At 47.5% G+C, this 19,544-nt stretch carries 17 protein-coding genes; 8 read left to right on the top strand and 9 right to left on the bottom strand.

Annotated elements, in window-relative coordinates; translation table 11 throughout:
- Positions 1 to 149: 149 nt before the first annotated feature.
- Positions 150 to 1,457 (bottom strand): nucleotide sugar dehydrogenase, encoded by a 1,308-nt coding sequence (locus DBZ16_RS06750; RefSeq protein ID WP_107813419.1) that lies wholly within the window; start codon positions 1,455 to 1,457, stop codon positions 150 to 152.
- A 27-nt stretch (positions 1,458 to 1,484) separates the two neighbouring features.
- On the opposite strand from DBZ16_RS06750, the gene DBZ16_RS06745 reads away from it, so the two are divergent.
- A complete protein-coding gene (locus DBZ16_RS06745) occupies positions 1,485 to 1,745 on the top strand; it encodes a hypothetical protein (RefSeq protein ID WP_240600265.1) in 261 nt (86 codons plus the stop codon).
- 219 nt (positions 1,746 to 1,964) lie between these two features.
- Here DBZ16_RS06745 and ribD read toward each other — a convergent pair whose 3' ends face one another.
- The 7 genes from ribD to DBZ16_RS06710 all read right to left on the bottom strand — a co-directional run bounded on the left by ribD (position 1,965) and on the right by DBZ16_RS06710 (position 9,606).
- Positions 1,965 to 3,062 carry a bifunctional diaminohydroxyphosphoribosylaminopyrimidine deaminase/5-amino-6-(5-phosphoribosylamino)uracil reductase RibD gene (gene ribD, locus DBZ16_RS06740; protein WP_107813417.1) on the bottom strand — a complete coding sequence of 366 codons (1,098 nt, stop codon included), beginning with the start codon at positions 3,060 to 3,062 and terminating at the stop codon, positions 1,965 to 1,967.
- 70 nt (positions 3,063 to 3,132) lie between these two features.
- Entirely contained in the window at positions 3,133 to 3,663 is a 531-nt protein-coding gene (locus DBZ16_RS06735) for a hypothetical protein (protein ID WP_240600263.1), read from the bottom strand.
- A gap of 40 nt (positions 3,664 to 3,703) precedes the next feature.
- Positions 3,704 to 4,165, bottom strand: a complete 462-nt coding sequence (gene nrdR, locus DBZ16_RS06730) for a transcriptional regulator NrdR (RefSeq protein ID WP_016687167.1) — start codon at positions 4,163 to 4,165, stop codon at positions 3,704 to 3,706.
- Between the two features lie 133 nt (positions 4,166 to 4,298).
- Positions 4,299 to 5,141: a class II glutamine amidotransferase gene (locus tag DBZ16_RS06725; RefSeq protein ID WP_049229470.1), complete on the bottom strand. Its 843-nt coding sequence runs from the start codon at positions 5,139 to 5,141 to the stop codon at positions 4,299 to 4,301.
- Positions 5,142 to 5,524: 383 nt separating this feature from the next.
- On the bottom strand, positions 5,525 to 6,712 hold the full coding sequence (ccsB, locus tag DBZ16_RS06720) for a c-type cytochrome biogenesis protein CcsB (RefSeq protein WP_107813415.1): 1,188 nt from the start codon (positions 6,710 to 6,712) through the stop codon (positions 5,525 to 5,527).
- A complete protein-coding gene (locus tag DBZ16_RS06715; RefSeq protein ID WP_167390270.1) occupies positions 6,702 to 8,657 on the bottom strand; it encodes a cytochrome c biogenesis protein ResB in 1,956 nt (651 codons plus the stop codon). Before DBZ16_RS06715 ends, ccsB begins: the two co-directional genes overlap by 11 nt.
- A gap of 322 nt (positions 8,658 to 8,979) precedes the next feature.
- Positions 8,980 to 9,606 carry a c-type cytochrome gene (locus DBZ16_RS06710; RefSeq protein WP_016687613.1) on the bottom strand — a complete coding sequence of 209 codons (627 nt, stop codon included), beginning with the start codon at positions 9,604 to 9,606 and terminating at the stop codon, positions 8,980 to 8,982.
- 200 nt (positions 9,607 to 9,806) lie between these two features.
- Here DBZ16_RS06710 and yihA point away from each other — a divergent pair, with 200 nt between their 5' ends.
- A complete protein-coding gene (gene yihA / locus DBZ16_RS06705; RefSeq protein ID WP_107813413.1) occupies positions 9,807 to 10,460 on the top strand; it encodes a ribosome biogenesis GTP-binding protein YihA/YsxC in 654 nt (217 codons plus the stop codon).
- Between the two features lie 567 nt (positions 10,461 to 11,027).
- Here the strand turns inward: yihA and DBZ16_RS06695 are convergent.
- Entirely contained in the window at positions 11,028 to 13,436 is a 2,409-nt protein-coding gene (locus tag DBZ16_RS06695; RefSeq protein WP_107813411.1) for a penicillin-binding protein 1A, read from the bottom strand.
- Between the two features lie 150 nt (positions 13,437 to 13,586).
- On the opposite strand from DBZ16_RS06695, the gene pilM reads away from it, so the two are divergent.
- The 6 genes from pilM to DBZ16_RS06665 all read left to right on the top strand — a co-directional run bounded on the left by pilM (position 13,587) and on the right by DBZ16_RS06665 (position 19,488).
- A complete protein-coding gene (gene pilM, locus DBZ16_RS06690; protein ID WP_107813410.1) occupies positions 13,587 to 14,696 on the top strand; it encodes a type IV pilus assembly protein PilM in 1,110 nt (369 codons plus the stop codon).
- 1 nt (position 14,697) lies between these two features.
- Positions 14,698 to 15,315: a PilN domain-containing protein gene (locus DBZ16_RS06685; RefSeq protein ID WP_107813409.1), complete on the top strand. Its 618-nt coding sequence runs from the start codon at positions 14,698 to 14,700 to the stop codon at positions 15,313 to 15,315.
- Entirely contained in the window at positions 15,316 to 16,008 is a 693-nt protein-coding gene (locus tag DBZ16_RS06680) for a type 4a pilus biogenesis protein PilO (protein ID WP_107813408.1), read from the top strand. It abuts the gene before it with no gap.
- Between the two features lie 17 nt (positions 16,009 to 16,025).
- Positions 16,026 to 16,592: a pilus assembly protein PilP gene (locus tag DBZ16_RS06675; RefSeq protein WP_107813407.1), complete on the top strand. Its 567-nt coding sequence runs from the start codon at positions 16,026 to 16,028 to the stop codon at positions 16,590 to 16,592.
- 19 nt (positions 16,593 to 16,611) lie between these two features.
- Complete coding sequence (pilQ, locus tag DBZ16_RS06670; RefSeq protein WP_107813406.1) at positions 16,612 to 18,747, top strand: type IV pilus secretin PilQ; 2,136 nt, start codon at positions 16,612 to 16,614, stop codon at positions 18,745 to 18,747.
- Between the two features lie 228 nt (positions 18,748 to 18,975).
- Complete coding sequence (locus DBZ16_RS06665; protein WP_346426864.1) at positions 18,976 to 19,488, top strand: shikimate kinase; 513 nt, start codon at positions 18,976 to 18,978, stop codon at positions 19,486 to 19,488.
- Positions 19,489 to 19,544: the final 56 nt, after the last annotated feature.

Here is a 19,544-nt window from a genome sequence, read left to right as displayed (position 1 = left end):
GTTGCAGCCAAGATTTTCAGACGACCTGAAAACGCAGCCGCATCATGCAAATAAGAGCTTTCTTAGGTCGTCTGAAAACAAACGACCTAAGAAAGCCGACTGCCTGCCGAAGCTTGTCGGCAAGCAGTCTGCCTGAATCGTCAAAGAGCTTACGCCTTCACGACTTTCGGGTTTTTCGCAGGGAATTTACCGCGCGTATCGACAATCAGTTTGGCGTGTTCGGCAATCATGTCGTAGTCAAACTTGTCGTGGTCGGTCGTCAGAACCACGCAGTCGTATTTCGCTACGGTTTCCGGTGTCAGCGGCTCGCTCTTCAGGTCGAAGTAGTGGTGGCCGGGGATGTATGGGAACTCAAGCACGTGCGGGTCAGAGTAGGAGATGTTTGCGCCTAATTTGTGCAGGCGGTCCATCACTTCCACAGACGGGCTTTCGCGCATGTCGTCCACATTTTTCTTGTAGGCAATACCCAAAACCAAGATTTTGCTGTCTTTGATGGAACGGTTGTGTTCGTTCAAAGCCAGTCCCACTTTGCCGATAACGTAGTCGGGCATGTGGGAGTTCACTTCGCCTGCCAACTCGATGAAGCGGGTGTTCACGCCGTATTCGCGCGCTTTCCAAGTCAGGTAGAACGGGTCGATGGGGATACAGTGTCCGCCCAAGCCCGGGCCGGGATAGTAGGCAACGAAGCCGAACGGTTTGGTTGCCGCAGCGGCGATGACTTCGTGAATATCGACATCCATTTTGTCGGCGACGATTTTCATCTCGTTCACCAAGCCGATGTTCACGGCGCGGTGGATGTTTTCCAGAAGCTTGGTCAGCTCGGCGGCTTTGGTGGAGCTTACCGGTACGACTTTGTCGATGGCGGGCTGGTACAGCGCGATACCGACTTCCAAACAAGCAGGGGTATGACCGCCGATGACTTTCGGAATGGTACGGGTTTCAAAATTCGGGTTACCCGGGTCTTCGCGCTCCGGAGAGTACACCAAGAATACGTCCTTACCGACTTTCAAGCCGCCTTCTTCAACGCGCGGCAGCAATTCTTCTTCGGTTGTGCCGGGGTAGGTAGTAGATTCCAAAGACAACACTTGACCGGCGCGCAGGTAAGGTTTCACTGCGTCGGTGGTGTCGATAACGAAGCTCATGTCCGGCTCGCGGTATTTGTTCAACGGAGTCGGTACGCACAAAATCACGGCTTCCACTTCGCCGATGCGGGAAAAGTCGGTGGTGGCTTCAAACAGGCTGTTTGAAGCGGCGGCGATTTTTTCGGCAGGAATATGCTCGATGTAGGTTTCGCCTTTGTTGAGTTTGTCGACTTTGGTTTTGTCGATGTCGAAGCCCAAAACCTGATAACCGATGTCCACATAACGGAGCATCAGCGGCAGGCCGACATAGCCCAGGCCGACGATGCCGATTTTGGCGGTTTTATCTGCAAATTTCTGAATGGTAATATTTTTCATGACAAGTCTCATGTGATGGAAAAGGGCGTGCCGCACAATGCGAAATGCCGCAGCAGAACCCCGACCGGCAGTCATAAAAACAGCGTGGTCGGAATCCGTTTTGTCGGTGTCAAAAATAAATCTTTCCCTAAGATTGGTTTGGGACGTAAAAGTTTAGTATGCGCAAATGCAGCATTGCCCGACTATAATGGAGTGTTGGGAAATGTTTATGCAAATATTATAATCAAGCTAGGCGGTAAGATTTTGAATTGTATTATTTTTAGTGATTACTATACCGTTAGTGACTAAATATAATATCGGAAATACAAATAATTAATAAAAATTAGTATTAATATATTTGCGTAATTTAACCTAAAATTAATATTACTAAAGTATATGTTGAAGCGGTATTTGTAAAACTGGCAAGCAGATTGGGCGATACGGTCAAATATCGTTGCTTCTGACAAGAAAGGTCGTCTGAAAACCGAAAATCAGTTTTCAGACGACCTTTCTTGTTTATGAATCAGCTTATTTTTTACGCAAAACCCATTTTACGTCCTGCCCGATCAGCTCTACCGAACGGCTTTCCCACTCGCCTTCCGAAGTCAAAACGGCAGGGTTGGCGGGGAGGGAGAGCAGGCTTCTGCCTTCGCCTAAGATTTTCGGCGCTTGGTACAACACGATTTCGTCTGCCAAGCTTGATTCGATAAAGGCGGAGGTCAACGTCGCGCCCGCTTCTACAATAATCTCGCCGTAGCCCAGTTCTGCCAACTGAGGCAGCAGGGCGACCAGGTCTATGCGTCCGTCTGCGTTTTCAGACGACCTCAAGATGCGGATATGATTGAACGCGCGGTATGGTTTGAGACGTTCTTCGTCATCGACGGCGGTTACGATGACGGTGGGGCTGAGGTCGTCTGAAACCATGTGGCTGCCCAAAGGCGTTTGCAATTTGCTGTCCAACACGATACGCGCAGGCTGGCGCAGGGTCGGGAAGGCGCGGACGTTGAGGCGCGGGTTGTCGGCAAGCACTGTACCGATGCCGGTTAAGACGGCGCAGCTTTCCGCGCGCAAGATTTGTACGTCCGCCCTTGCGGCTTCGCCGGTAATCCAGTAGCTGCGGCCGTCGGCAAGCGCAGTTTTGCCGTCCAAGCTGGCGGCACATTTGACGCGGACAAACGGACGGCCGCGTTCGATACGGGAAAGGAAGCCGCGGTTGAGTTCGCGCGCTTCGGTTTCCAGCAAACCGCTTTCGGTGCGGATGCCTGCGGCTTCCAGCATTGCCAAACCTTTGCCTGCCACCAGCGGATTGGGGTCGGTCATGGCGGCGACCACGCGCGATACACCCGAGCCAATTAGGGCTTCGGCGCAGGGCGGCGTACGGCCGTAATGGCTGCACGGTTCAAGCGTCACATAAGCCGTCGCTCCACGCGCCATTTCGCCCGCCTGCCGCAGCGCATGCACTTCGGCATGCGGTTCGCCCGCTTTGACATGAAACCCCTGCCCGACGATTTGGCTGCCGTGTGCAATCACGCAGCCGACGCGCGGGTTGGGTGAAGTGGAAAAACGCCCGAGCCGCGCAAGGGCAAGGGCGTTTTGCATCATTTGGGTATCAATACAATCAAACATAATTTGGATTTCTTAAAGTTTTCCGTTTTCAGACGACCTTTTCTTTCGCCGTATTCCGTTCGTTAAAGCATTAACGCGACAAGCTCAATTCTTTCAATACTTCCGACAATTCCTTCTGACCCGCGTGATGGCTGTACGCGCAAACGGTATAGATATTGGCTTCGTGAATGGCGATGCAGTATTGGTTGAACTTTCCTTGCCGGTCTTCGCGGTCGGTTTGGTAATTCATGCGGTTGTCGGTGGCGATGCCGACGCGGACATTTTGAGTCTCGTCCGATTGCAGGGCGTTTTGGAGTTCGGTGAAATAGGCTTTGGCATCCGTTTGGACAGGACCGTTGTTTGCCGCATAAATGGTAATACGCGCTTCAGGATCGTGTTGGAGCAAAATCAGGCTGGAGGCGGGAACGTTTTTCGGATGGCGGGCGGAATCGGCGATGATGTCGGTGAAGTGGCTGTTGTGAACGGAGATGGAAATTTTGCCGTCCATGCTCGTCAGCGTTTGAACCGTATCGGAGGCGGCTTTCGACACCGTATCACCCTGTTCGGGGCGGCAGGCGGCAAGGCAGAATAGTGCGGCGGCTACGGATAAAATTCTTTTCATAAACATCCTCTTCATCATCAACACACCGCTTTCAGACGACCTATTTCCCGTCGGTCTGCACCAGCGTGGCGATTGCCTGAGTAAACTCGGACACGTCGTTGAAACTTTTATACACGGAAGCAAAACGGACATAGGCAACCTGATCGATTTTTGCCAATTCTTCCATCGCCATTTCCCCCACCATGCGCGACGGCACTTCCTTTTTGCCCGACTGATACAGACGCTGCTCAATCAGCGCGACCGTTTCGTCGATTTTTTCCTGAGCAATCGGACGTTTGTGCAAAGCCCGTTCCAAACTGGTTTTCAGCTTGTGCGGATTAAACGCCACGCGCGTACCGTTGGATTTAATCACCTGCGGCATCCGCATTTCAACCGTTTCAAACGTACTGAACCGCTGCCCGCACTCCACGCAACGGCGGCGGCGGCGGATACTGTTCGTCTCTTCCAAGAGCCGCGAATCGGTGACTTGAGTATTGGGATGCTGACAAAACGGACATTTCATAAGTTTTTGAATTTATTTGTTTGTGAAACGGAATTGTAGCCGATTGAGCTATTCCCGTATAGTCGGTGGGTTTATTATGGGTTGAAGAGGTCGTCTGAAAACTGTTTTCTGTTTTTCAGACGACCTCTTCGTTTTATACGGATACGCCGACGGCGCGGGCGATTGCCAGGCCTTCTTCTGCGCTCATGTAGACGGGGTTTTCGGGGCGGTCGCTGCGGACGATGTCGCCCTGTCGGAACATCGCCAGTTCGTCCACTGCCAATTGCGACCAGGTTTCGTCTCGGGTCAGCGGTAATGTGGCGATGACGGCGACTTTGTCGTTCGGGGTGGTGACTTCGGAAAAATCGACCATTACGTCGTCGTCTAAAAGCCGTGCTTTGCCGAACGGGGCTTTGCGCACGATGTAGTGCAATAGTGTGCTGGCGTGGGCAAACAGGTTGTCGCCGTTGGACATAACGAAGTTGAACAGGCCGAAGCGGCGGATTTCGTGGGTCAGTGCGGCGAGGGCGTCGAATAGGGTGTCCGGATCGGGTTTGGTAGCGAAGCGGCTGCGCAGGCGGTTGAGGATGTAGCAGAAGGCGCGTTCGGAATCGGTGGTGCCGACGGCATGGTAATACTCGCCTTGCTCGGGGTAGAAATCCATCAAATGGCCGTTGTGTGCAAACAGCCAGTATTCGCCCCACATTTCACGCATGAAGGGGTGGGTGTTTGCCAGTGAGGTTTGTCCTTGAGAGGCTTTACGGATGTGGGCGATGACGTTTTCGGATTTGATTTGGTAGGCACGAACGAGGTCGGCGACGGGCGAGGCGGCACTGGGTTTGTCGTCGTGAAACAGGCGGACACCTTTGCCTTCGAAGAAGCCGATGCCGAAACCGTCTGCGTGGTGGTCGGTGATGCCGCCGCGACGGCGGAAGCCTTCAAAGGAAAAGACGATGTCTGTGGGGGTGTTGCAGTTCATGCCGAGCAGTTGGCACATGGTGTTGACCTTTGTTATTTTGATATGGGGATTGGGCAAAACAGGGGGAAATCGGCGCAATGTATAAGTGTTTTGCGTGATAGATGGGATTATGGTCTATCGGAAGGGGTGTTTCAATAGGAAAGGGAGGGATATTGGGGGTAAATTCGGTGTGATTGTCTTTTGCTGCGTCTGATGGTGCGGAAAGGTCGTCTGAAAATGGGAAACTGTTTTCAGACGACCTTTGTTTAAGGAAGATGCTTCGTTCTTTATTGCGTGAGCTGCCTTTGTTTTAAACGGAAGCCATCAAGATAAAAGGGATACAAACATGATCGGTATTTAAAAAAGGTCGTCTGAAAACCGTATGGGCTTTCAGACGACCTTTCAATATTGTGCCTTGATGCTTACAAGGTGCCGTAAGAGTGCAGGCCGCTCAGGAACATGTTGACGCCGATGAAGGCGAAGGCGGTAACGAAGAGTCCGATGACTGCCCACCATGCGAGGATTTTGCCGCGCCAGCCTGCGACAAGGCGCAGGTGCAGCCAGACGGCGTAGTTGAGCCAGACGATGAATGCCCAAGTTTCTTTCGGGTCCCAGCTCCAGTAACGTCCCCATGCTTTGGCAGCCCACAGTGCGCCGAGGATGGTGGCGATGGTGAAGAATAGAAAGCCGACGGCGATGGCCTTATACATGACTTCTTCGATGACTTGCGAATGCGGCAGCCATGATTTTTTGCCGGCGTTTTCGTTTCTCAATGCCCAGAGTTCGGCGATGCCGAGCATGGCGGCGATACAGAATGCGCCGTAGCCGATAAAGTTGGCGGGGACGTGGATTTTCATCCACCATGATTGCAGGGCGGGAATCAGGGGTTGGATGGTGTGTGCTTCGCGGGAAAAGCTGTACCAAAGGACGAAGCCGACAACGATCGCCATAAAGCTGAAGACGAAGCCGCCGAGTTTTTGTACGGCGAAACGGGCTTCGTAGTAGAGGTACATCAGGGCGGTGATGACGAGGAAGAGGATGAAGACTTCGTAAAGGTTGGAAACGGGGATGTGTCCTGCGTCAGGGCGCAGGAGGTAGCTTTCGTGCCAGCGCACTAAAAGTCCGGTAAAGCCTGCAACGGCGGATACCCAGGCGAATACAGAACCCATGCCGAGCAGGGTGTTGGTGGCGACGTTTTTGCGTTGTGCCAGCACGGCGCCGGCGATGTAGGCGAAGAGTGCAAAGAAGATGAAGGCGCATTGCCACATAATCGCGGACTGGCTGCTGAGGAAGTATTTGAGCAGGAAGCCGTCAGCGTGTTTGATTTCGCCATCGTAGAGCATGACTGCGCCGTATGCGAGGACGGCACACAAAGGTACAAACCAGCGCATGGGTTTGAAAAACCAGCCTAAAAAGACGGTAATGCCCGCGCTTGCCCACAAAATCACCATTTCGTAGATGTCCATGGCGTGCTGAATGCGGGTTTGGGCAAAGAATGCGCCGGCTGCGGTCAAGAGGGCGAATATGCAGTCGACCGTATTCAAGGACTTGAGGAACGATTTGTGCGTCAGCAGCTCGTGTTCGGGTAGGGGGTTATGGTTATGCGTCATGGTTCAAATCTTTCGCCAGTCGTTGCAGGCTTTGTGTATGTTGCGGAAACTCTTTTTGCAGGTCGCGCTCGTTGCGGCTGGAAGACATGGCAAAGCGGATGCGGTCGTCTGAAAACAGGACCCACGCGCGTTTCTCGCGGATGTAGAACATAAATATCGTGCCGAGAACCAGCAAAACAGAGCCTAAATAGACTAAAAATGCACCGGGCGAACGGGTCATTTGCAAGCCGGAAGAGCGGACTTCTTCAAAGCTGTCCAGTTGCAGGAGCATGGGTGCGGGGTATTCAGTCAGGCCGGTGTAGGCGTCCATACTGTGCAGCAGGAAGCGGTTGCGCGCTTCATCTTGAGGCCACTCGGTCAGCTTGTATTTTTGGATGGTTTCTTCCAATACGGCGTTCATAACGCCGAACAGCATTTCGTAAAAATATCCCTGCATTTTTTCCTGCTGCTCTTTGGGGATGTTTTTAGTAATAAATTCGTCCAACGCCAAATAGCCGCCTTTCGCAAAAATGCCCAAGGTATTTTCGGCGGCAAGGGTAAATTGCTCGCGGATGTTTTCGGGGGCGTTCAAGGTGGCGTTTTGGATGACGGTTTTGCGTGCGGCTTCGTCTTTCAAGAGTTCGCGCATCGCCATGAAGGTATCGGGTTTGAAAGTCTTATCGGCAGGAATGCGCAGCCAACGGTATTGCTGTTCCAGACCTGTGCGCGTGCCGGTAATGAAGAAATAATCCTGTTCCTGCTTAACGGGCAGCATGTAGTTTTTATATTCCACAGCCTGCCCCGCTTTGTCGCGGATTCGGTAAACAACGGACGGACCGATGTTGGTGTATTTTTTGTTTTCTTGAGAGACGGCGCGCACGTCGTTAATCGCTGATTGCAGGGTTTGCTCTTTTTCAGACGACTTGCTCATGTCTTCCACGTTCATAGACGTGAATTGGTCAAACTCCAGCTTGTAGGACGTATTGTCGATGTCGAGCGGGAAATCGCGCATAGACGTCGCCCTGAGCGTAACCGGCTCGCGGCTTGGGTTGCCCAAATTCCAGGCTTTGAACTTCAAATCGGAGCCGCCGTCGGCAAAGCTCGCTTGATAGATGGTGATGCCGTGCAGCGTCAGCGGATGGTTGACGCGGATGGTGTGTTCGGATTTTTTGCCGCTTTCCTTGTCGGTAATTTCCAAATCGCTAGCAAAATCACGCGGCATACCGGTATTGTAAAAGTCGATGTGGAACTTCTTCAGCTTCACATCAAACGGCAAATCCTGAACCAGCATCCCGTTGTCGGCATTGAGGAATACCACGTCCGCACTTTGCCCTTCGGTAATGTTTACATTACCGCGGAACGACAGGTTTGACGTACCCAAGACGCTTTCCGGCCTGAAGTCTTTGGCATAGACGGAATGGTTGTCCGGCACGATTCGTCCGGTCAGCATGCCGATTTTCAGCAGCAGGTTGCTGTCTATCAAGCCGCCCAAACAAATCACAATCAGCGCGGCATGGGCAAAAATATAGCCCCACTTGTTCATCGCCCCTTTTTTGGCGGCAACCAAAACCGATCCGTCTTCGCGTATTACGGTTTTGCAGCTGAAACCTTGTACTTCGAGATAACGTTGGGCGATTTCAGACGACATCTTGCCTTCCAAAACGGTCGAATGACGCATCGCAGCCAATGATTTTTCTTTGGCGTTTTCACGGAATGATTTGATTTCACGAAGGAAAGGCGGAACATTGCGAATCAGGCACAAGCTGGTCGATATCACCAAAAACATCATGATGACCACAAACCAAGCGGATGCATAGACATCGTACAAGCCTAAAAAGTTGAAAATCTGCGCCCAAAACGGACCAAATTTCACGACATAATTGACCTGCGGCTGGTTTTGCTGCAACACCGTCCCGATAACCGAAGCGACGCCCAAAAGGCTGAGCAGAGCAACGGCAAAACGCATGGAGCTTAAAAAAGCGAACCAAGGTTTGTGGATAAGGGGGACGGATGAAGAGGATTTGCTCATAGCGGTTTGATTCTATAAGGAATACAAAGACTGTCAGGATTCGGAAGAACCCAAACATTGGAAACGGCGCGGACAGGTGGATATGATGGAGTAAAAAGCCCGGAGCCGCCATTTGAAAAAACTTATTGCCTTAAGAGCGGCAGCTACCATCGCACAAGGTCGTCTGAAAACAACCAAGCCCAAAAGAGCAGGAGTTTTCAGACGACCTCATATTCACGTTTGCCGCAAAAGCGGGCAAACAATACAAATCCGGCAGAAATCAATGCAGGCCTTGGATAAAGTTGGCAACTGAATTCAACTCTTCTTCGGTCATGCGTTTGGCGATGTCTTCCATAATCGCATTTTTGCGTTGTCCGGTTTTATACGCCTTCATTTGATCGACCACATAAGCCATATGTTGGCCGCCTAAGCGCGGATAAGCGACGATTTCAGTACCGCCGCCCGGAATACCTGCGCCGCTAGGACCATGGCAGGACATACATGCAGGGATTTTTTTATCCACCAAACCGCCGCGGTAGATTTTGCCGCCCAAAACAGGATCATTTTGTTTAGGGTTGGCTTCACCGGGTTTAGGCTGCTGTTTGGCATAGAATGCGGATACATTCAGGATGTCTTGTTCGGACAGGTTCATCACCATAGGTTTCATCACAGCGGCAGAACCGTGTGTACGTTTGCCTTCTTTAATGTCCAAGGTTTGACGGTAGATGTAGCCAGTATGTTGCGCGGCAAGCTTAGGATATGCGGCAATACCGCTGTTACCGTCTGCCGCATGACATGCCGCACAAATGGTAGTAGCCACTTCTTTGCCTTTTGCAATATCCGCTTTCGGGGCAGCGACAGCCGCACCGGCAGCCAAAACCAAGGCCGCTAAAGTCAATCGTTTCATGGAGTGCTCCTGATTACAGCATTGCATACCGCGACAATGCCTTTTTTATACTCAAAACGCCGGATAAATTTTACCCGATAAAAACCGATAATTCTATAAACGTGCTATTCTATACTAGATTTACATTAAATTACTACCATGTTTCGCAACATGGACACGGCAAATTCTGCCACTCCATCCTAGGAAACAAGGAAATACGGATGAACCTCTTTCAGAACGCCAAATTCTTCACAACCGTCAACCATCTCAAAGACCTGCCCGACACGCCCGCAGAAATCGCATTTGTCGGACGAAGCAATGCAGGCAAATCCAGCGCGATTAATACCCTGACCAACCATGTCCGACTCGCCTATGTTTCCAAAACGCCGGGGCGAACCCAACACATCAATTTCTTCGAATTGAGCAACGGCAGCTTCATGGTCGATTTGCCGGGCTACGGTTATGCACAAGTTCCCGAAGCCATCCGTACGCATTGGGTCAAACTCTTGGGCGACTACCTCCAACAACGACGTCAGCTCATCGGCTTGGTGTTGATTATGGATGCACGCCACCCATTAAAAGAGCTGGATTTGCGGATGCTGGACTTTTTCCACATCACCGGCCGTCCTGTTCATATTTTGTTGTCGAAAGCCGACAAGCTGTCGAAAAACGATCAAATCAAAACTTTGGGCGCAGTCAAAAAATCGCTCAAACCCTATATGACCCGTCAGCGCATCAGCGTGCAGCTGTTCTCCAGCCTTAAAAAGCAAGGCATAGAAGAAGTCAACCAAGTCGTCGGAGAATGGTTTGCTACGCATCAAGAAGAAATCGACAACTTAAATATTGAAAATCCGGAAAATTCCGAGTCATTGTAATCAATCGTAGTATGCTCCGTATTGACGGGACGCAAATCCGTTCGTTGTACGGTGGGGCGGGCAAGCAAAAATCGTTTTATTGTCGTGTATGTCGCTTTGAAATAGATAAGCCCGAAAGGTCGTCTGAAAATGTTGGATCATGTTTCAGACGACCTTGTTGTTTTTATAGTGGATTAAATTTAAACCAGTACGGCGTTGCCTCGCCTTGCCGTACTATTTGTACTGTCTGCGGCTTCGTCGCCTTGTCCTGATTTAAATTTAATCCACTATACAATCTATGGTTTGATTGATGGAGTGGGTGGAAGAGGTAAATTTTAGCGTGGTGAGATAGTTTGAAATCAAGGGGTAGGGGGTGAGTTTGATGAGTAGTGTAGATGGTATGAAACTGATTTTCAGCATTTGAAAACACTCTCCGCTTTGAACTCGAACGAGGAGATGCCATACCGGTTTAAAGTGAATTTTTCTATTTTGTTTTACATAGCAGTGAATCGAGATTGCGCTTCCACATATAAAAAGGTCGTCTGAAATTCCTAATTCGGGTTTCAGACGACCTTTTGGCGGGTTCAATTAGAACAGCGAGTCTAATTGTCGGTTGTTATTAACATTGCTTGGCTGTACCGGTGTTTCCTGCAAATCATTGCGACCGCGGCTGCCGCTGTCCCGATCGTTGTCAGGCGTTGGAGCAGTGTTGGCATTGGCCGGACGTTGCGGGCGCGGAGTTTGTTGTGCAGGGCGTGGAACGGTGCCGCTATTGTCCAACGTGATATCGGAGCTGGTGGTCATACGTTCCTTCATATAGTATTCGCCGCCGCTGCTTACGATGCCTGAAGGTGCTTTCATGCCTTTGATTTCTACGCCTTTGAGTGCGAAGCGCATGTACTCCACCCATACCGGCACGGCAATCGTACCACCGTAACCTGCGCGACCCATGCTGCGCGGTTTGTCGAAGCCGATATATACGGCGGTAACAACATTCGGGTTGAAACCGACAAACCATGCATCTTTATTGTCGTTCGTCGTACCGGTTTTACCGGCGATATCGGAACGGCCAAGTGCGGAGGCGCCTCGTGCTGTACCGACGCGGACTACGTCCTGCATGATTTTATACATGATGTATGCGTTGCGCGGGTCAATGGCTTGAGGGGCGTTTTCACCTGCAACAAGAGGTTGCATTTGCGCTCTCAGACGACCTTCGCTGTCATAAATCTTGTCGATGACGTATGCGGAAATTTTGTAACCGCCATTGGCAAAGACGCTATATGCTTCAGCGACACGCAATGGTGTTGTTTCACCGGTGCCAAGTGCCATAGACAGGCTGGCTGGAATTTCGGATGGTTTGAAGCCGAAACGTTGGATGTATTGTTGCGCGTATCCAATGCCGATAGACATCAAGATTCGGATGGAAACCATGTTTTTAGAGGCTGTTAATGCTTGACGCAGGGTAATATAGCCTGCATAACGACCGTCTGAGTTTTTAGGATTCCAAGCAGAACCATTGGCACCTTTTCCCGGCAGGGAGAGTGGTGCGTCGTTGATCATGGTTGATGCAGTCATACCTTTGGCGAGTGCCGCAGAGTATACGAAAGGCTTGAAGGTAGAACCCGGTTGGCGCATGGCTTGGGTGGCGCGGTTGAATGTCTTGCTGTGGAAGTCATAACCGCCGACCAATGCGCGCACGGCACCTGTTTTCGCGTCTAATGAGACCAGAGCGCCTTGCAGTAGAGGCTCCTGAACGACAGACCAATTGTTGCCGCCGCCTTTAACACGGATCACGGAACCGCGACGAATGCGGTCGTCCCCCATTTTTTCGTTATTGACTGCACGCGCTGCAAAACCGAGTGCGTAGCTGTTCAGATTGAATCTTTTTCCGCTAGGTAGTTGAATCAGAACACCTTTCTTAGAGGCTTCTAAAACAACTGCCGGAACCATTTTGTCGACAGTATATAAAGTAGAAAGATACTGGCTGACAGTTTCTTCTACGTCATCTGTTTTACTGAGGTCGATGTAGTTCTCTGCACCGCGATAACTGCTGCCTCTGTCGAAATTACGCAACGTTTTTCTAAGCGCTTCAGTGGCAACACGTTGGTTGGCGGTATTGACGGTTGTGTAGACTTTAAAGCCTTGGGTGTAGGCGTCCTCGCCATATTTTTCATACAACTCTTGGCGAGCCATTTCAGCAACATACAACGCGTTTTGATCGATATTTTGCACAAAACGTTCATAATGCAGCTCTTCTTTCAAAGCCTGCTCGCGTTGTTGCTCAGTAATCATATTTTCTTCCTGCATATTTCGCAGGATGTAGGCTTGGCGTTGTTTTGCACGCTCAGGATTAACGATGGGGTTGTATGCCGAAGGCGCTTTGGGTAAGCCTGCCAGCATGGATGCTTCAGCCAAAGTCAAATCTTTCACGTTTTTGTTGAAATAGATTTGAGCGGCAGAGGCAAAGCCGTAAGCCCGTTGCCCCAAATAAATTTGGTTGAAATAGAGTTCTAAAATCTGATCTTTACTGAGCGTCTGTTCAATTTTATAAGCCAATAAGGCTTCATTGAATTTGCGGGTGAACGTACGTTCGTTACTCAAGTAGAAGTTCTTTGCTACCTGTTGAGTAATGGTACTGGCACCTGATTGCAAGCCGCCGGCGACTACGTTACCGATGGCGGCACGGGCAACACCTACTACGTCTACGCCCCAGTGGTCGTAGAAACGTTTATCTTCTGCGGCGATAACAGCATCTTTCAAAACCTTTGGAAAATCTCCGATTTTCGTGAACTCCCGGCGCTGTTCACCGTAAACCCCAATAATCTGACCATCGGCAGAATATACTGTGAGGGGCATTTTAGGTTGGTAGTGTTGTAAAGAATCAAGAGCAGGCAACTTGGGGTATGTGACCAAAATCGCAATAGCGAGCAAGCCGACACCAAAGAGTGCCAATCCTAATATCAAACCAAGACAGGTCGTTATAATCTTTTTAATCATGACTAAGTAATAATTTTTGCCATCACTGGCATTAAATAAAGTAAAATAGAAACCGATTTCTGTGAAACACAGTATTTACTGTGCAAAGAAAAAGAAATCCTTTACGGATATCGAAACAGTTACTCACTCCTAACAATACAGGGAAATTATATGATTAGCTTATCAAAAAGCCCTAAAAGCAAAACTAGCAAAGCAAGTAAAGCTTCCGGAGGGTTAAGCAACCGTGCCGCTATCGGCATCGACATCAGTCAGCATGCCATTAAGATGGTTCAGCTGACAGGCCGTAGTTTAAACCAAATTCAGCTAGAAAAATACGTTATTACCAAATTACCTAAAAATATTGTAAAAGGTAACAAAATCCAAGATTACGACCAACTTGTCACCTATTTGCAACATACTTATACGCAATTGCGTAGCTCTTGCAAGAACTTTGTTGCAGCTGTGCCACAAAGCTTGGCTACGATAGAGAACATCACTTACAACCCTCGCGATACTGAACTTGATTTGGATGCGTTTGCCGAATCTGAAATTTCAGCAATCGGTCCTATTGATGAAATGAGTTATGATTATCAGGTGACTGGTGTGTCCGTTTCTCCGGTCGGTCAGCAGATTACGACAGTGGCAGCTAGAAAAGACGATATTGAGCCTGTTATTGAAATGTTTGAAAGTGCGGGGCTTGATCTGTCTGCATTGGACTTGGATCTTTTGGCTCAGAGAAATGCGTATGCTTTTTGGATCAATAATCATGCGCCAGAATTAACTAATGAAAAAGTTGCTGTATTTGGTATTCACGCTACCCAAATGTACGCATTGGTGATGCAGAACGGGCAGATTTTGTATAAGCAAGAAACCCCTGTCAGTACAGAGCAACTGAATCAACTGATTCAGCGTACTTATCAAGTTACAGAAGAAAAAGCGGCGCAGATGATAGCTTCATCCAGCAAGCCATCTGATTATCAAACCCAAGTCGCAGATCGCTTTAACGTTCAGGTTGCACAAGAAGTCCAACGTGTATTGCAGTTTTACTACACTACGCAGACAACAGAGACTTTCTCAAACATTAAACACATTTTATTGACGGGGTTTGCATCACAACAACCTGGATTGGCAGAGAGTATTTTTTCCCAAACCAATACTGCGACACAGTGCGTTCACCCAGTTTTATATGCTGAACGAAACAATAAAATTGATTTGCCACAGCTGCAAATTGATGCACCGTCTTTAACATTAGCATTCGGATTGGCATTAAGGGGACTGTAATATGATTGAATTTGTTAAGATTAACCTTCTTCCTTATAGGGAAGAAATCAAACAGCGCAAAAAGCAACAATTCAAAGTATTGATGCTTTCGGCATTGTTGGTTGGTGCAGGCATATCGGCATTGACATATTTGACGATTAATAATGCGATCAGCAGGCAGGAAGACCGTAATGCTCTTCTAGAGAGGGAAATTAAAAAGCTGGATGAATCTTTAGGGGAGATCCTAAAACTGCAGCAAGAAAAAGAAAATTTCCTATCAAAAAAACAAAAAGTAGAAGAGTTGCAGGACAAACGTTCGCAAGCTGCTTACATTATCGACAGCTTAAATGTAGTTACTCCCGATAACTCTTATTTGACAGCATTAGAGGCGGAAAGTTCGACATCTTATAAAATGACAGGTCGGGCAAGTAGTGATAATAAGATCGCTATGCTTATGCGTTCTTTGCCAAGTACAGGAGTGTTTGCTCAGCCAGAGCTTTTGAGTATTAAGAAAATTGATAATTATCAAGAATTTACTCTGAAGGTTTTGTTGAATAGTTCAAGTCACCCATCAGTGTCCGCACAAAATCCAGTCATTAACGCGACTGAGGCTGGCGAACAGAAGCAAGAGGTAAAATAAATGTCTGTAAGTAAAACAAAAAATATTGATATCCAAAACCTCTATTTATTAAATATGCCTGCTAAGTTGTTTATTGCAGGGTTGGCAATAGCGGGGGTTTTGGCGATAGGGTATGTAGGTGTTTTCAAAGAGCAACTCGAGACACTTTCTACGCAGGAAGCTAAAGAAGCCGAACTAAAGGAAACATATACGAAAAAAAGTATTGAGGCTGTTAATTTGCATAATCTTCAGGAGGAGTTGGCATCTATCCGTTCAGCTTTTGATGTTTTGTTGAAGCAACTACCGACAGATGCTGAGATTCCTAATTTGATCCAAGAATTGCATCAGGCTGGATCCGCTAATGGTTTGCGGTTGGACAGTGTTGTGCCTCAAGCTCCGGTTAATGATGGTCCAATTCAAAAATTACCCTATGAAATTTCCATTACGGGTAAGCATAATCAGATTAGCCAGTTCGCTCGCGATGTCGGAGGTTTATCGCGAATCATTACTTTGGAATCTTTGAAGCTTTCCCAAGCGGCAGACGGAAAAGGTGGTAAAGAGGGTAAAAGTGATATCTTAACGCTTAGCGCTACGGCAACAACTTACAAGGCTCGTCCTGCGGAAGAAGTTGCTGCTGAGCTTGCTGCCAAACAGAAAGAAGCGCAGGCTAATGGTAGCGATACTCAGAACGGTGCTGAAGTTGACAATAAATAAAAGTTATTAGGGAAATCATGAAAAATACTATCTTACTCGTAGGTGTTTTATCTTTAGCAGCATGTTCCCCCACTCATGATGATTTAAATATGTGGATAAAACAAACGCAAGATAAAGCTAAAACTAAGGTTACTCCATTTCAAGCACCGACGATTACTCCGCCGGCTGCATATACGCCTCCAGCATATAATGGGTTAAATGCATTTGACTATCGACGTTTGGAAAATGCACCCAAGGGGAATAATGCTCCTAATTTGAATCGTCAAAAAGAAACATTGGAAGCATTCAGTTTGGAAAATATGCGTTATGTCGGTATTCTGCGTGGTAATAACAAGACATCTGGCTTTATCGATGTAAATGGACATGTTTATACCGTTATGCCGGGCAACTATATCGGTCAAAATTACGGTAAAATCCAAACGATTACCGAGGATAAAATTACTTTGACTGAATTAATAGAGGACAGTTCTGGTAACTGGATATATCGAAAGGCAGAATTGCCGTTAAGTACACAGTCAGATGAAGGTTCAAGTGGTGCTTCGACAGCTGAAGCTCGAAGCGAATCTGCCGCAATTCCAAATTAAATTTAAGGGGTCTCACTTTATGAAAACTAAGCACATGACAAAATTTTTTGCCAGTATTGGCGTAGCCATGGCTGTGCAAACTGCTTTTGCAGGTAATATTACTGATATTAATGTATCTACTCTTCCTGATAGCCAAAAAATTATCAAAATCCGTTTTGATCGTGACGTAACCAGTCCGAGCGGTTTTGTTACTTCAGCTCCGGCAAGAATCGCACTTGATTTTGCGAATACTACAATTCGATTGCCTCAATCAGTATTAGAGTATGCTGATCCGTTGTTAAATCAGATTACGGCCGCGCAAAATAATGACCGTTCCCGTATTGTGTTGGGTTTGAATAAAACTGCCCAATACAATACTGAAATTCATGGTAATGAAGTTTGGGTTTTTGTCAGCGAGTCAGCTGACCGAAATTCAGCAATGTCTGTATCAAATAATAAGCCTTCTATGCAGGATTCTGTTCCGTCAGAAAAAGCAAAGCAAGTCGCTAATTCCGCGAATATCGACTTCCGTAAAGGCTCACGCAATTCAGGTGTTGTTGAATTAAGCGTTCCGACTTTTACTGGGCAGCCTGATATCAAGCAACAGCGTGATCGTGTCATCATTACATTGAAAAACTACCTGTTACCAACACAAGCACAACGTAGTTTGGATGTAGGTGATTTCAACACGCCGGTAAAAAATATCACTTTAAAACGTATCGGTAATGATACTCAGCTGATCATTCGAAATAGTACAAACTGGGAAGTTCGCACTAAGCCAGCGGCAGGACATTTCACTTTTGAAATTTTACCTAAAGCTGCTGACACAGAGTCACGTGGTTTGAAGGGCAGTAATTCAAATAAATCGTTCAATGGTCGTAAAATTTCTTTAGATTTCCAAGATGTTGAAGTCCGCACTATTCTGCAGATTCTTGCAAAAGAGTCAGGTGTCAATATTGTGGCTAGCGATACAGTAAACGGTAAAATGACTTTATCGCTCAAAGATGTACCTTGGGACCAGGCATTGGACTTGGTGATGCAAGCCCGCAATTTGGATATGCGTCGCCAAGGTAACATCATCAATATTGCGCCGCGTGATGAGTTGTTGGCAAAAGATAAGGCATTCTTGCAAGCGGAAAAAGAAATTGCAGAACTTGGTCCTTTGTATTCACAAACTTTCCAATTGAAGTATAAAAATGTGGAGGAGTTCCGTAAAATTCTTCGTTTGGAAGACAATGGAAGTAGCAATTCCAATGGTCGCAATACCTTGTTGAGCGGCCGAGGTAGTGCTTTGATTGATCCTGCAACAAATACTTTGATTGTTACAGATAATCGAAATGTCATCGAGAAATTCCGTAAATTGATTGATGAGTTGGATGTTCCTACGCGTCAAGTTATGGTTGAAGCACGTATTGTAGAAGCAAAAGACGGATTCTCACGCGATTTGGGTGTTAAGTTTGGTGCTGCCGGTGCAAGAGGACGAAACTCTTGGGGTAATGATTGGTCAGCTGCTCAGGGTAACCACAATACTAACGCCTCAGTATTCCGCGGAGAGTCTGCTTACCCAACTTGGTCTTTGCAGCCTAACGTGAGCCTGCCAGCTACGGCAGCAACAAATAGCATTGCCTTGGTACGAGCCTTGTCATCTGGTGCATTAGGTTTGGAAATCTCTGCTTCTGAAGCAACTGGTAAGAGCAAAACCATTTCTAATCCGCGCGTTCTGACTCAGGATCGTCGAGAAGCTACGATTGAATCCGGTACCGAAATTCCTTACCAAGAAGCTTCTTCAAGTGGTGCGACTTCGGTTTCATTCAAAAAAGCGGTTTTGGGTCTGACAGTTACCCCTAATGTAACTCCGGATGGTCAAATCATTATGACCGTTAAGATAACTAAAGATACTCCGGTCGACTGTACTGTAGATTCTTTGATAACCAAGTGTATTCAGACTAAGAACTTGAATACTCAGGCTATGGTTGAAGATGGTGGTACTTTGATTGTTGGTGGTATCTATGAAGAAGACAATAGCGATACTATCAATAAAGTTCCATTGCTTGGCGATATTCCTGTAGTAGGAAACTTGTTTAAATCACGAGCTAAGAAAGAAGAACGACGCGAATTGTTGATTTTCATAACGCCTCGCATCATGGATGGCGTGGGTAGTAATTTGCGTTATTAAGTAAATGAGTTAAAAACGGGCAGATATCTTTTTGATATCTGTCCGTTTTTTTATTTATTCGATTTGGGAATCGGGATTTGTACGTCTAATATAACAGTCAAAGAATTTTAGGAATTTGAAATAAAAAACGATTAAGGTCAATGGGTTACAAATTGATGCGTGGTGCTGGTAGGCATGAGTTTTGATGGGTAGCACAAATAATGCTGAGTATCGTATAAAATGCTTTTTATGGAAAAAATCAACGGTAATTTAATATTGATTGGCTTGATGGGTGCCGGTAAAACCACTTTGGGGCGGTATATTGCCCAAATGTTGGATCGTCCGTTTTATGATAGCGATCATGAAATTTGTACAGCATCAGGTGTGTCTATCCCGCTCATCTTTGAGATGGAGGGTGAGCAAGGGTTTCGCAATCGAGAGACTGCTATGCTCAAGAAACTGACTGCGATGAAGGATATTATTTTATCAACAGGAGGAGGGGCGGTTTTGCGTGAGGAAAATAGGCAAAATATGCGTCGGAATGGTACGGTCGTGTATCTTCATGCTTCGCCTGAAGTTTTGTTAGAGCGAACCCGTTATGATAATAGCCGTCCTTTGTTGCAAGTGAAGGACCCGCTTGCTAAGTTGCAGGAACTCTATAATACCCGTGATCCTTTATATCGAAATACTGCGCACATTGTGATTGAGTCCGATAGTTGTGCCAAAACTGTGAAGCGCTTATTTGAGGTATTAAATCAATAATGGATTTGTTATCAATAACTCAACGATAAAGTCTTTTCAGACGACCTTAAATGATC

It is taken from the genome of Neisseria sicca, from assembly GCF_003044565.1.
Taxonomy (GTDB): domain Bacteria; phylum Pseudomonadota; class Gammaproteobacteria; order Burkholderiales; family Neisseriaceae; genus Neisseria; species Neisseria sicca_A.
This window is presented reverse-complemented; position numbering and strand designations above follow the sequence as displayed.